Origin of the sequence: Xenococcus sp. PCC 7305 (assembly GCF_000332055.1) — a bacterium.
Classification (GTDB): domain Bacteria; phylum Cyanobacteriota; class Cyanobacteriia; order Cyanobacteriales; family Xenococcaceae; genus Xenococcus.
Map to the genome: position 1 here is coordinate 1 of NZ_ALVZ01000076.1, position 13,623 is coordinate 13,623.

General features: G+C 40.3%; 14 protein-coding genes and 1 tRNA gene. 6 read left to right on the forward strand and 9 right to left on the reverse strand.

What is annotated here, in order from left to right; genetic code table 11:
- Window positions 1-126 precede the first annotated feature (126 nt).
- Together XEN7305_RS02435 and XEN7305_RS02440 are read right to left on the reverse strand one after the other, a co-directional pair.
- Window positions 127-420, reverse strand: coding sequence for a hypothetical protein (locus XEN7305_RS02435; RefSeq protein WP_006507747.1), 294 nt, complete (start codon window positions 418-420; stop codon window positions 127-129).
- A 30-nt stretch (window positions 421-450) separates the two neighbouring features.
- Window positions 451-846, reverse strand: a complete 396-nt coding sequence (locus XEN7305_RS02440; RefSeq protein WP_006507748.1) for a response regulator — start codon at window positions 844-846, stop codon at window positions 451-453.
- Between the two features lie 166 nt (window positions 847-1,012).
- On the opposite strand from XEN7305_RS02440, the gene XEN7305_RS02445 reads away from it, so the two are divergent.
- A complete protein-coding gene (locus tag XEN7305_RS02445; protein WP_006507749.1) occupies window positions 1,013-3,544 on the forward strand; it encodes a DNA topoisomerase (ATP-hydrolyzing) subunit A in 2,532 nt (843 codons plus the stop codon).
- Window positions 3,545-3,618: 74 nt separating this feature from the next.
- A tRNA-Arg gene (locus XEN7305_RS02450) sits at window positions 3,619-3,692 on the forward strand.
- A gap of 92 nt (window positions 3,693-3,784) precedes the next feature.
- Here the strand turns inward: XEN7305_RS02450 and XEN7305_RS02455 are convergent.
- The 4 genes from XEN7305_RS02455 to XEN7305_RS02470 all read right to left on the reverse strand — a co-directional run bounded on the left by XEN7305_RS02455 (window position 3,785) and on the right by XEN7305_RS02470 (window position 6,537).
- Window positions 3,785-4,423 carry a hypothetical protein gene (locus tag XEN7305_RS02455; RefSeq protein WP_006507750.1) on the reverse strand — a complete coding sequence of 213 codons (639 nt, stop codon included), beginning with the start codon at window positions 4,421-4,423 and terminating at the stop codon, window positions 3,785-3,787.
- Window positions 4,424-4,517: 94 nt separating this feature from the next.
- On the reverse strand, window positions 4,518-5,174 hold the full coding sequence (locus XEN7305_RS02460; RefSeq protein WP_006507751.1) for a cupin domain-containing protein: 657 nt from the start codon (window positions 5,172-5,174) through the stop codon (window positions 4,518-4,520).
- Between the two features lie 147 nt (window positions 5,175-5,321).
- The gene (locus XEN7305_RS02465; protein ID WP_006507752.1) at window positions 5,322-5,900 is read right to left on the reverse strand and encodes a TetR/AcrR family transcriptional regulator; all 579 of its coding nucleotides are present in this window, start codon (window positions 5,898-5,900) and stop codon (window positions 5,322-5,324) included.
- Window positions 5,901-6,084: 184 nt separating this feature from the next.
- Window positions 6,085-6,537, reverse strand: coding sequence for a universal stress protein (locus tag XEN7305_RS02470; RefSeq protein WP_006507753.1), 453 nt, complete (start codon window positions 6,535-6,537; stop codon window positions 6,085-6,087).
- A 170-nt stretch (window positions 6,538-6,707) separates the two neighbouring features.
- Between XEN7305_RS02470 and lpxB the strand changes: the two genes are divergently transcribed.
- Both lpxB and fghA read left to right on the forward strand, forming a co-directional pair.
- On the forward strand, window positions 6,708-7,892 hold the full coding sequence (gene lpxB / locus XEN7305_RS02475; RefSeq protein ID WP_006507754.1) for a lipid-A-disaccharide synthase: 1,185 nt from the start codon (window positions 6,708-6,710) through the stop codon (window positions 7,890-7,892).
- Between the two features lie 52 nt (window positions 7,893-7,944).
- On the forward strand, window positions 7,945-8,781 hold the full coding sequence (fghA, locus tag XEN7305_RS02480; RefSeq protein ID WP_006507755.1) for an S-formylglutathione hydrolase: 837 nt from the start codon (window positions 7,945-7,947) through the stop codon (window positions 8,779-8,781).
- A 5-nt stretch (window positions 8,782-8,786) separates the two neighbouring features.
- On the opposite strand, the gene XEN7305_RS02485 is transcribed toward fghA, so the two are convergent.
- On the reverse strand, window positions 8,787-9,455 hold the full coding sequence (locus XEN7305_RS02485; protein WP_006507756.1) for a Uma2 family endonuclease: 669 nt from the start codon (window positions 9,453-9,455) through the stop codon (window positions 8,787-8,789).
- A 70-nt stretch (window positions 9,456-9,525) separates the two neighbouring features.
- Window positions 9,526-9,918, reverse strand: coding sequence for a hypothetical protein (locus tag XEN7305_RS02490; RefSeq protein WP_006507757.1), 393 nt, complete (start codon window positions 9,916-9,918; stop codon window positions 9,526-9,528).
- Window positions 9,919-10,230: 312 nt separating this feature from the next.
- On the opposite strand from XEN7305_RS02490, the gene XEN7305_RS02495 reads away from it, so the two are divergent.
- Window positions 10,231-10,917, forward strand: coding sequence for a M23 family metallopeptidase (locus XEN7305_RS02495; protein WP_006507758.1), 687 nt, complete (start codon window positions 10,231-10,233; stop codon window positions 10,915-10,917).
- Window positions 10,918-10,938: 21 nt separating this feature from the next.
- Here the strand turns inward: XEN7305_RS02495 and XEN7305_RS28030 are convergent, their stop codons facing one another.
- Complete coding sequence (locus tag XEN7305_RS28030) at window positions 10,939-11,895, reverse strand: pentapeptide repeat-containing protein (RefSeq protein ID WP_006507759.1); 957 nt, start codon at window positions 11,893-11,895, stop codon at window positions 10,939-10,941.
- A gap of 298 nt (window positions 11,896-12,193) precedes the next feature.
- On the opposite strand from XEN7305_RS28030, the gene XEN7305_RS02510 reads away from it, so the two are divergent.
- Entirely contained in the window at window positions 12,194-13,417 is a 1,224-nt protein-coding gene (locus XEN7305_RS02510) for a DUF445 domain-containing protein (protein WP_006507760.1), read from the forward strand.
- Window positions 13,418-13,623 lie beyond the last annotated feature (206 nt).

Below are 13,623 nucleotides of genomic sequence, written 5' to 3' on the forward strand. Positions count from 1 at the left end.
CAGAAATCCCAATTCGTGAGAGTTGGAAGCGCGTGAGACACGCTGAGGTTTCCTCAGCAAGTGTAATCACGTAAGAAGCCCACACTGTAATCTTTGATTCAGTGTGCGGAGGATGTCACCGCCAGCCTAAAAATCACAGGAAACAGTTTGATCTTGCCAGAAGATAGCAATGTGATCGCCCTTAAACGGCAGCTTTGCGATCGTAGCAGTTTCTTGTTTTAGAAAATTCCAGGTTTCCTCGTTCGGACAGTGGATATCCAACCCATTCTTGCTCGTATTCCACTTTAGTTGGCATAGCGTCGTGATGGGAATTGCCGACTTGATGAGTTTAAGATTCTCTCCAATCTCTTTAAACTTTTGCAGCCATTGAGAATTGTCTACTTGAGCTTTCAGCTTATCGTGAAGAGGATTGTCAGTCATAAGAAACCAGGAGAACTTTTGGTTAACCCCTTAATTATTGACTAACGCGACAATCTGATCAATAAATTGCTGGTGATCGACTACTGGCTTGGAAATATAACCATCTGCCCCACTCTGTTTTAACAATAATTCACGATCGCCCTGCATCGCATGGGCAGTGACTAAAATAACAGGTAGATGTAATGTCTGAGGGTCAGATTTTAACATTTGCGTAATCTTAATACCATCTACAGGTTTGCCATCAAAGATACTATTGGCTAAAGAAACATCCATTAAAATAACGTCTATGTTTCCAGATTTAGCAATTTCGAGGACTTCTGAGACATTTTCTGTCCCCAGAACTTCTAATCCTCCTCTTTTTGTTAGAATTTTCGAAAAAACTCGGAAATTAATGGGATCGTCTTCTACAATCAAAACTGTGGTCATAGATACTAATTACCAGAATCTTACTTAGTGTATTTGAACTGAATGTTAAGAATAATCATTAGGGAACATTGATTAATCACCAGTATCATTGTGGCTCAAAAATAAATGAGATAGTAATTTTTTTATTCTGATACTATTTTTTATACCAACCAGGGGAGAATCGTAAATGGCAAAACAACTAAACCTATTAGGAAATGGTCAGATAATTCCTACCGCGCTTCACACGGAAATGGAACGGTCTTATCTGGAATATGCCATGAGCGTTATAGTTGGTCGTGCCTTACCCGATGTCCGAGATGGTCTGAAACCAGTGCACAGGCGGATTCTCTATGCTATGCACGAGTTGGGCTTAACTCCAGATCGTCCCTACCGTAAATGTGCCAGAGTTGTGGGGGATGTTTTGGGAAAATATCATCCCCATGGTGATCAATCGGTATATGATGCCTTGGTGCGAATGGTACAGAGTTTTTCAACTCGTTATCCTCTCTTGGCAGGACATGGCAATTTTGGTTCGGTAGATAATGACCCTCCCGCAGCTATGCGTTATACCGAAACTAGACTAGCTGCGATCGCCCATGAGGGAATGTTGAGCGAGATTGATGGTGCAACGGTTGATTTTTCTTCTAACTTTGATAATTCTCAACAAGAGCCAGTGGTTTTGCCGGTGCAACTACCGATTTTGTTGCTTAATGGCTGTGGAGGAATTGCCGTGGGCATGGCAACCAATGTGCCACCCCATAATCTAGGTGAAGTGGTTGATGGGTTAATTGCTTTAATCGATAAACCAGATTTATCTGATGAGAAGTTATGGAATCTGATACCCGGACCTGATTTTCCTACAGGAGGAGAAATTGTCGAAACAAAAGGAATTACCGAGGCCTATAGTATGGGACGGGGGAGTATCAAACTTCGAGGTATTGCCAAGGTAGAAAAACTGATCTTGCGCCAAAAGAAAAGACGCAAAGAACGAACAGCAATTATCGTCACAGAATTGCCTTATCAGGTAAATAAAGCTGCTTGGATCGAAAAGGTTGCGGATTTAGTTAACGATGGGCGCTTAGAAGGTATTTCCGATATTCGCGATGAGAGCGATCGCACTGGGATGAGAGTGGTCATTGAGCTGAAAAAAGATGTGATGACTCAAGACATACTGCAAAAACTCTATCGCCAGACAGCGCTGCAACATAATTTTGGGGCAATTATGCTTGCTTTAGTAGATAATACGCCATTACAACTTTCCTTAAGGGAAATACTAAATCAATTCTTGGAATTTCGCGAATTAACCCTGCGAAGACAATATGGTCAAGAGTTGAGCGATTGTCAACAAAGATTGCATCTAGTTGCTGGGCTATTACTGGCATTGGATAATCTGGATCAATTGGTCGATATTTTACGCAATGCTCCCGACGGTTCGACGGCCAAGATTCGCATGAGCGAGGATTTGGGAGTGAGTGAAACCCAGGCTGATTCGATTTTGGGAATGCCCATGCGACGCATCACAGGCTTAGAAAAGGAAAAACTGGCAGCCGAACAAGCTGAATTACAACAGAGAATTGATGAATTGGAAACTCTCTTAGGCGATCGCCATGAGTTAATGAAGTCCCTCAAAAAAGAGTTACGTTCTCTAAAACGCAAATATGGTGATGAACGGCGCACTCGGATTGCCGATCGCGTTGTGCTAGAAGAAGCAAAACCCCAAAAGAAAGGTAAGAAAAAGCTCAAAAAAGAAGAGCAAGAAGTCACTTCTAGTCCCAAAACCCTTCAGCCTTCGGTCTTAAAAATTACCAAAGAAGCCCAGGCCACAATTAACTTCACCCATGAAGGCCATATCTATTGGCAAAATCCTAACGATCAGACTCCTTCCTCCTGGAAAAAAGGTGAGGATTTTGTAGTGCGACAAGAGATTATCGGCGATCGCGAGACCATAATTTTTATTACCGATAGTGGCAAAGCCTATCCTGTAGCGATCGAGGAGATCCCCCATTACCTGGAAAATCAAACCCAAACTACCATAGGGCTGTTATCTCAAGCGGCCCAAAGAGATGCCAATAAAACAATCGAGCATTTCTTTTTAGATCCTGAGGAAAAACGCGATCTTATTTTGCTAACCACCAAAGGAGTCATCAAACGCCTAGCAATTGCCGAATTAAATAATCTAGGGAATCGAGGTTTTGTCCTGATCAAACTCAAAGAGCAGGATCATTTGCAATATGTTGGCTTCAATCAGGAAGATGGAGAAATTGCGATCGCAACTAGTACAGGTCGAATTCTTCGTTTACCAGTGAATGAACAAAATATCCCGACAATGGGACGCAATGCCCAAGGCAATCAGGGTATTAAATTACGACTTGAAGAAACTATCGTTGGTTGTGCCAATGTGACTGATAACAAAAATATTTTATTAGTAACTCGGCTAGGCTATAGCAAACAGTTTCCTGTTAACACGGCCAGATTATGTAAGCGAGGTGATTTGGGAACTTATATCATTCCTTTTGCCAACAAACAAGATTATTTAGCTGGCATTTTGCTTGCCCAACCTGAAAGTGAGGTCATTTTAACGACCAATACAGGAAAACAATTAGTCCAGGAGCTAGAGAAAATAGAAATCTTGGGCAAAGATCGCAAACCTCAAAAAATTGCTAAGCTCGATGCCAAAGACGCGATCGTTAATATTTATCTGAAACCTGCCCAATCCTAAGCCAAGAAATGCTATTGTGATATACGGAAAATAAATAATTGTTAATCTTTTAATTTTCAATTTTTAATTGGCCAGGGTGCGTAGCTCAGTTGGATAGAGCACTAGATTCCGGTTCTAGGTGTCGGGGGTTCGACTCCCTCCGTGCTCGTTTGAAACGATTGCAAGTGTCTGATAGTGAAAAGCAAGCGCTAACGAAAATTGCGACTTGCTTAGATATTGATAGTGAAATTAGTTAAATAGTTAGGGATCAAAGGCTTCAGAAAAAGCTGCTTTGACCTGCTCAGTTGAATCAGAAAAAGCTCCCAGCCGATTACTTTCTTTATCAATCGACCAAGCTATTTCCCCTCCTTTTCTAACTCCTACTCGCTCAAAAATAAAACCCGCATCACTAAATTCTTGTCCATAGTTGGTAATAGTTTTCTTAGTTAGTCCCAGAAGATCTGACACTTCTGAAGTTGAAAGTAGCCATTGATTTTGATACGCTTCTTCCAGCTCTCTCATGTAGGTCAAACGACTCCGAGAAGTCGGAATCAATCTTTTAACAACGGTTTCAATGACCCCAACCAGTGCCGTGGGATTTAGGGAAATTGTGGGTTCACTAGAGTATGGGTTTTCAAAATAATTCGAGCTTTCTAACGAACTATTAGGAATAGTCACAATATTATTGGCTTGTAACTTGATAAAGTCGGAAGTAGTCCCTCCCTGTTCGAGATGAGCATGTAATCCATCTAGTAACTGTAAGCTAGCCGCAGTGACAAAAGCTTTGCGACCCTGTTTAACCGATTCAATCTTTAACTCCTTAAGGCGAGTATAAAGATTAGAACGAGCAATGCCATATCTCGACGGCAGTTGGGATAAAGGAATTAAGTCAACAGACATGGTTCTTTTTGTCCAGGATAATCCTGGAAGAAACTGCACCTAATTTTTAGCACATTTATATTCATGAATTTAGTTAAGTCCATACTTATCCCAATCAAGTATCAAGATGTCCAGTCTTAACGTAAATCACACAACCCTCTTTGCTAAAAGGGGTATGAATACTACCGTGAGGATTACGAATCCAAGTTCCTTGAGGATAAGTTCCTTGTTCATCCTCAAACACTCCTTCTATGACATAGATTTCTTCTCCGCCCCAATGGCTATGGCGTTGAAACACAGTTCCAGGTTCCCATTTGACTAGAGCAACATTTTCTGTGCCATGACTATGTAAGGGCATGACCTGTAATCCTGATATCAAACCGGGAATCCAAGGATTTTCCTTGGTTAAAATCGCGATTCTTTTTTGATCGCCCGGAGACATTTGCCATAGTTTTACGAGGATAGTGCAACCTGATTCACTAGAAGGAGTATGGCGAGAACCTACCGGATTTCGCACATAAGTTCCCGCTGGATAATCTCCTTTTTCATCCGAGAAAATACCATCTAAGACCAAAAACTCTTCCCCTCCACCATGGGTATGAGCAGAAAAGGAACTACCAGGCTCATAACGAACTATGGAAGTTGCTCTAGCAATTTCCTCGCCATCTCTTTCCAACATTCGTCGCTTTACCCCAGTGATCGGCGAATCAACCCAAGGTAAATCTTGGCTATAAACAACAACTCGTTGACTCAAATCGGCATTAATCTGCATCCTACTTTCCTCATATAATATTTTAATTACTTATTATGCAGCACTAGTTATATTGATTGCGACCAGCCATCACACCACCATCGACATCCCAAGTAAATTAATTAGAAAACTTTACCTACTAGATGGTAGATAAGAACGTAAAAAAAATTATGCCTTGAGCAACTGAAATAATTGTTCAACCACCACAGGAAAATGAGCTACTCCACTATGAGCGCGAGCAATTAAAAGCTCGCCTTCCAAAAGAGAAAAAATCAATTTAGCCATTGCCGCGGTTTCCCCAGAAAAACTAAACACCCCCGTTTCGATTCCTTGAGTCAAAAGTTTGACGAGACGGATTTCATTCTCTTGGTAAAAATAAGAGATCTGCTCTGCTAAAGGAGAGTTTAAAGTTTTCACCTCCGCACCGAGCATGCCACAGAGACAGGCTTTATCTTGTTCTCCACTATTGAGCGTATCTTCAAACAGACCACAGTAGCGGCGCAGTTTAATTTCGGCAGAGTCAGGAGATTCTAAAATAGCATCGACTAACCTAAGGAATGATGGGTTATATCGCTCTAGTAAGGAACTCAACAAATCCTCTTTTGACGGAAAATAGTAATGGATACTTGCTTTCCGAATGCCAACAGCTGTGCTGATATCAGCGTAACTCATGGCATTTACTCCGAGCTTTTGGATGAGCTCTTGAGCCGTGTCGAGAATTTTTGATCGAGTGTCAGTGGGTTTCATGGCCCTATTCTACCTATGAGTAGATAGAATTGTAAGTGAAAACAAAAAATAATTTAGCTTTCTGCAATTAGAATATTGTAAATATTGATTATGAGCACCACAATTAGAGACTTATGCTACTTATCGAAAGTGATGACACAAGGTCATTAGGGAAGTACATTTCATTTTAGGCTGCAAAATAGTCTTAATCTTGGACAATAAGTAAAGAACAGGGAGCGTAGTGAACAATATAGTTGCTGACGCTTCCCAGAAATATTTCTGCCAAACCTCTTCGCCCACGTCTGCCGACAACAATTAGATCAGCCTCCCAATTCTTGGCAATTTCGAGAACCATATGTTCGGGTTTATCAGCTTTGCAAGTTGATTCGGTTGAGATCCCTTGGGCTTGAGCTTTGTTGACATATTCAGCTAGCCATTGATTAGCTTTTTCCAAACTTCCTTGATATCTTTCCTTAAAATCCTCACTAGTTTCGCTATGGTAGGAGGTTGGCTGAACCCAAAAAGGACTATCAGAAGTAAGACAGTAGCATAACATTAGAGAAGCATTATTTTGCTTGGCAGATGCTATACCTCGCTCAAATACTGTTTCACCCATCGGGGAGGAATCTAAAGCAACTAAGATTTTTTGGTATTCCATGTTTTCTAATATCAATTCTAAGTTTTAATCTTGAGTATCGTCCAAAAACTATAGCATCGTTGTTTTCATTCGTAGTTAAACTTTTCTTGCTTTAGTTAATCTTTTCTGCATCGAATCGCGAAGAGATCAGAATCATATAAAATTTAAGCTGCACAATAGCTTAGTACATAATGCGGATATTTATCAGTACAGGTGAGGTTTCGGGCGATTTACAGGGTGCGATGCTTGTAGAAGCACTCCATCGCCAAGCTAAGATGGCCAATCTTGAGGTGGAGATTGTAGCTCTCGGTGGCGATCGCATGAAGGAAGCAGGTGCAAATGTGATCGTGAACACGACAACTATTGGCTCAATTGGTTTCTTTGAAGCATTACCTTTGGTAATACCGACAATAAAAGTTCAAAACCAAGCTAAAAAATATCTTCAAGAATATCCTCCGGATGTTTTAGTTTTAATTGACTATGCAGCACCGAATATTGCGATCGCGAGTTATGTCAAAAAGAATTTTCCTCAGATTCCAGTAGTGTATTATATTGCGCCTCAAGATTGGGCTGTCCCTCGACTGGGCAACGCGTCCAAAGTGATTAAAATTGCGGATCGGATCTTAGCTATTTTTCCTGAGGAGGCTAAATATTACCGTAGCAAAGGGGTTGAGGTAACTTGGGTGGGCCACCCTTTAATAGATAGGATTAACTCTACAGCAACCAGAGAACAAGCTCGACTGGCATTAGACATTTCACTCGAACAAAACATCATTACTTTGTTACCGGCATCTCGTAAACAGGAGATTACCCAAATGCTGCCAACTATTTGTGAAGCAGCCCAATTAATTCAACAGAAAATACCTGATATACAGTTTCTAATTCCGATTTCCTTGAGAAATTATCGTGAAGCAATTGCCGCAGCGATCACCGAATATAATTTACACGCAACTATTATCGAAGAAAAAACCCTAGACGCGATCGCAGCTGCTGATATTGCCATTACCAAATCCGGTACAGTCAATTTGGAAATTGCCTTGCTAAATACTCCCCAGATTGTTTTTTACCGAGTACATCCGATTACGGCTTGGGTAGGGCGCAATATTCTCAAAATTAAAATTATTTTTATGTCGCCACCAAATCTCATTTTGAACCGAGGGGTTGTACCAGAATTGCAACAAGAAGCGGCTACCCCAGAGAATATTGCCGAGACAGCCTTAGAGTTATTTTTTAATCAGAGTCAGCGAGAGAAAATTATTGCTGGCTATCAAGAAATGAGAGAATTATTGGGGGAATTAGGAGTCTGCGATCGCGCTGCTCAAGAGATTTTCAAAATCGCGCAAAAACATAATAACTCTAAGCTTTCTAATTTTTAATTTTCCCCCATTCGAGGGCAAGCAATTTTCAATTTTTAATTTTCAATTAATCATGGAACTTTCTTCTTTTTTAGTCAAATCTCATCGCTATGGCAAAGGCCAGGTATGCTTTTACGAACATCCATCCCAATCAACCAAATCCCCCATGCGGTTCTCCGTATTTAGGCCACAAGGAAAGGGCCCTTTCCCAGGTTTACTATGGCTTTCGGGACTCACCTGTACCGAAGAAAACTTCATCACTAAGGGTCATGCTCTCAGATTTGCCGATGAACATGGCATTTTGCTGATTGCTCCTGATACTTCCCCGAGAAATACAGGAATTGCCGGGGAAAATGAGGATTGGGATTTTGGTAGTGGTGCGGGTTTTTATGTCAATGCCATCAAAGATCCTTGGAGTGCTCACTATCAAATGTATGATTATGTCGCCAAGGAACTGCCAGAACTTATCTTCAAGGAATTCCCGATAAAAACTCGAACCCTCTGGATTTCGGGTCATTCGATGGGCGGACATGGTGCTTTGGTTGTGGGTCTGCGTAATCGGGATTTATTTACTTCCATCTCGGCATTTGCACCAATTGTCAATCCTACGGCTTGTCCTTGGGGACATAAAGCCTTTTCTGGTTATCTGGGAAAAGACAAATCTCTTTGGCAAGAATATGATGCTACCTGTTTATTATCTCAGGGACAAAAGCGAATTCCTATTTTGATTGACCAAGGTTCTAATGATCAATTTTTGGCAGAACAACTTTTGACTCCTAATTTTATTGTTGCCGCAGCCGAGCTTAATTATCCTGCGAAAATTAGAATCCAAGAAGGCTTCGATCACAGTTATTATTTTATTTCTACTTTTATTGAAGAACATCTTCAATGGCATCTGAGCCAAACTTAAGTCAATTATCTTGCGTCCAATCCTTGTTGCAGCACAGCTAGTACTTTGGCCAAATCTCCAGTTAACAACGCTTGTTCATCCAGGCATAGGCCAGGAAAAACCTCACTATTAATCACTCCTTGCTCACTGGCAATTAACTTAGTATACTTACCTCCCACGAGGCGAAACCAATCTAACTCTTGATCTTCCACTCGCCACACAATATATTCTTGTACTTGATTGCGACGATACACTTTGAGTTTGTCATGTAGATCAATGGATACAGTGCTAGCAGCAATTTCCGCAATCAATTCTGGTGCTCCTTGGACATAGCCATCTTCACTAATGGTTGATTGTCCATCTGTTTCGATTCTCAGCAGAGCATCGGGTTGCGGTTCATTGTCAGCATCAAGACGCACTGTGCAATTATCGCCTAATTGTACTCCTGGAGTATAAGCTTGATAAACCATTAACCAGCCAACAATCGAACTGTGGGGATTACCATGTTGTCTAATTCTAAGAGGTGATGCCATATAAACAAGTCCTTCGATTAATTCTGCTTTTTTCAGATGAGGCATAGCAGTATAGCGACGTTCAAACTCATTGAGAGTAAGGCGATCGCCATTTTCTAACGGCGGAACTGTTGGTTGAGATGCGATATTGCTAGTAGCGATCGCAGATAAACTCTTAGTCATGAGTTGCATATCCTCACAATCAGATAGGTTACTGTCATAATCTTACTCATTACTTATTACTTATTCCTCATTACTCCTCATCGCTCATTTCCCCATCCTGATTTCCCAGAGCGAAAACCCCACCGACAACACAGGTCATAATGCCCAAACTAATAGACCAGCTTCCCCCCAAACTTAGATCTAAAGCCCAATTAGACAAGAACCCCAAAACAGAAAAAGGAATAATACTCAAAATGGAAGCATAGAAAATATTTTGAGCTTCCCGAGCAACTCTCGTGTCTTCAAACTCTTCCATCGAGATAAATAAAGAACGATCTGCAAAATTCAGCCAGCGAGTTAATTGCTCCATTAGCCAGTTTTTTACTTTTGTCAGGGTAATGTAGAGAGCTAATGACCAAAGGAATCCTCCAGCGATCATAACTGGACTAATTGAAAATATAAAAGGGAATATATCTTGAAGCATGGGATATTAAAAGAAAATTTTATGCCTAATTTTGATAATTATTACAGGGTTTCAACAAGTTTTGGAATTTATTTATACATGAACCTCTGCGGATCGAACAATTAATTTAGTTAGGATATTGGGAATGATAAGTGAAATAATATAATCCAAATAGCTTATATTAAGCTAGTGTCGAATTGGAAACGCTCAGAAGCATAATACATAATTAAAGACTTATAAAAAGAACTCTAAATTCTGTTTCTAAAAGTAGCAGGAATTTATTCGATTGGATATTTTAAATATTTATTGCCCCCAGTGAGATCTAAAAGATTGATGAAATTAAAACTACAACGGAAGCGCTTACTATTATTGTTAATAGTAGGAACTATAATTTTTTCTATCGGCTTAGGGCGATCGCCAAATAACAAAACTCAAGCCCTTGGGAATCAAACACAAAATAACGTTATAAATTCTCAGTACAATGAGATTTTGCCATTGCAGCCGCCTGCGGAAATAGCTAGCAATATTTGGAAACATGCTTCTTTCCCAGTAGAAAATTTTCAGTCCTATACTTCCCCTTTTGGTTATCGTCGTTCTCCAGTAGATGGGCAAATTCAATTTCATAACGGCTTGGATATGGCAGCTCCTCTTGGTAGTTATGTCCGTAGTTGGTGGACAGGTAAAGTAACTAAAGTAGCGCAGGATGAGGCTTGTGGCACTTCAGTTACTATTAAGTCAGGAAGTTGGCAACATGTCTACTGTCACCTACAAGGAACAGTCGAAAATTCTGATGAAGGACGTTATCTAATAGATCGCTCAGGGGCTGTGCAAATTTGGCAAGGACAAGATATAGCTGTGGGGGCAAGGATTGGTCGTATTGGGATGACAGGAAGAACGACAGGGCCCCATTTACATTGGGTATTAAGACATAATGGCAGCTATGTTGATCCTGCTTTAGTCATCAAAGAAATGTTCAAACAGAACGCTGTTTTGACTCCAAACCGAGAAAAATTGAGCTAAGGGGAAAACGGAACCAACATATCAATCTTGAAAAGTTTCGATATCCCGAAGATCACCTTTGGCCCCTTCGAGATTAGCTCCATAAAAGTTACTGCCCAAAACCATTGCCCCAGTTAGATCCGCACCTTGTAAATCTGCCCCAATAAGAATCGCTTCACTCAGATTAGCACCTTTTAGGCTAGCATTTTTCAGACAAGCACCACCTAAATTGCAGCTAATTAAATGAGAGTTAGTCAAATCAGCATCAGTCAAATCAGAACCAATTAAATCTGCTCGTGTTAATTCTGCCTCGCGAAGATCGGCTCCAATCAAATCGGCACCACTTAGGTAAGAACCTTGGAGTTTAGTTTTTTCCAAACAGGCTTCATTAAGGCTTGCCAACATCAACTCAGCACAACTGAGGTCGCAGCCATTTAAAATAGCTTCATTAAGTTTTGCCCCAATTAATTCAATGCCTCGAAAGTTTCTTTCTCCACTACTGTAAAGTTGCAATAAGTTATAGGCTTTGTCAATTAAATTGGCTTTGTGATTAATTTGAGCTTTCTTTTCTACTTCTTCCATCAGACTTAATAGAGAGCCTTGATAATCACTTAGACTATAGACTTTTCCTGGTTCGGGAATAAGGTAATTGGTTTGCTCAAACTTGCGGCGAAGAATTTGACTCGTATTGGTTAATTTATAAATTTGCTGATCAATTTCTTGTAAATGTCCCTGCAACATTTTTTTAAAAGCTACATGAGAAGATGGCGAATAAATATCAAGTTCTATTAATTGTTTAATTTCCTGTAGAGAAAGACCGAAATTCTGCGCTTTACGAATAAACTTTAATCTTTCTAAAGCTTCTTGGGAGTACAATCGATAACCATTATCTGTTCTCTGGGGAGTCGTGAGTAACCCTAACCTCTCATAATAGCGGATTGCCTGGGTAGAAAGACCGAATTGATTTGCTAGCTCGCCAATAAGTAATCCTGAGGACATTATGATGATAATTCTTAAAGTAATTGGTGATTAACGATACTGGTTATGACCTCACAGTTTAATGCAACACAATTAATTTAGGGCTAAAGTACCAAATATATTAAGCATTTCTTCCTCCTTCTCCTCAACCTATTGAACAATGTTGCTATAGCAATTTAGTGACTCATGAGTGCTCTGCTAAGGGGTATGATGAGATTGTTGGTTATGAGAGGAAAGTGAAGTTTTCTTTGGAAGATTCTCCTATCCGACTTGTGCAATTAGTAATTGATTATCGGTAGTTTTAGTCGCTGTTTTAGAATTGGTACATTTCTGGTTATTTTTAGTTCCCCCTCTAGCTGGTGGCGTTATTGGTTATTTCACAAATGATTTAGCCATCAAGATGCTTTTTAGGCCCTACAAAGCAGTTTTTCTTTGGGGTAAACAACTGCCTTTCACTCCTGGTTTGATTCCTAGTAATCAAGAACGCTTAGCAAAAAAGGTTTCTGATACTATTATGGGGTCTTTGCTGACCCCCGAAGAGTTACATAAATTGGCTCAAGTACTTTTGCACACAGAGCGAGTTCAGTCGGCGATTCTATGGTTATTACAATTAGCTTTAGAACAAGTTCAGGAAGATAAGGAGCAAAAGACGGCAAAGATCTTAGCTGATATCTTAAAAGATTTATTTGGTCAGTCATTGCCGCGACTGCTTCGGGTGTTCGCAAGAAAGGATGATTTCCTCGATAGTCAAATAAATCAAATTTTTGATCAAATATTATTGGATTTCCAATTAACTGAGTCTCAAGCTAGACAGTTTTCTGATTGGATTTTGGATTTAGTGATTCCTCCCGATGTAATCCGTAAAGCGATGATTGATTTCCTGAGCGATCGCAATATCCAAATTATTGATGAAGGCTTTCGGGAAAAGACTAGTGGAACATATTGGGTTGTGGCTAATTTATTTGGGCTACGAAATAGTTTAGTTCGATTAAGGGAGTTTTGCCTCGCCGAACCGGCGATTACGAATGCCAGACTCAAAGAGTTGATTTTTTCTTTGCAAATTCGCAATCGGATTCGCGATTGGCTAACTAGTCTTTCTTTGCAAAATTTACCGGTGGCAACCGTTAGTCAGCTCAGAAAAACGACGAAAGATTCGGTGAGAAATTATGCCCAAAATAGAGGAGCCGAGTTTTTGCACAATCTGGGGGATTATGTTGATTGGAATAATATTGCGGCGATCGCGCTTAAACGGTTGCGTTCTTCTAATGTGGTTAATGGCTCTTTAACCGTAGTGAGTCAAGAATTAGCTTTGGTATTAGAACGTTATTTAGAAAAGGATTTGGAAAATCTGGTGGCTCAAGTAATTCCTATCTTATCGATCGATCAAGTTATTATTAATCGGGTTACGGCGACGACTCCTGAAGAACTAGAATCGTCAATTCAAGGTATTGTCAAAAGTGAACTACAGGCGATCGTTAATTTGGGTGGGATCTTGGGTTTTACAATTGGTTTGCTACAGACATTGATTTTATTTTTAAGATAAGCCGCTTATTTCCTTGTTGGTTCGAAAATCAGAACGCCGCCGCAGTATATAGTCTAAGAGCAGACATGCGATCGAGGTGATTCGATTCAGCTTTTGGCGTTGCTGAATCCAGATATGAATTCGTTTCGCGCAAAGGCGCAAAGACGCAAAGAAAGAAGCAAAGAAGATTAGTCCAAAATTCTTTCATGTTTTAAATCAGCAACGCC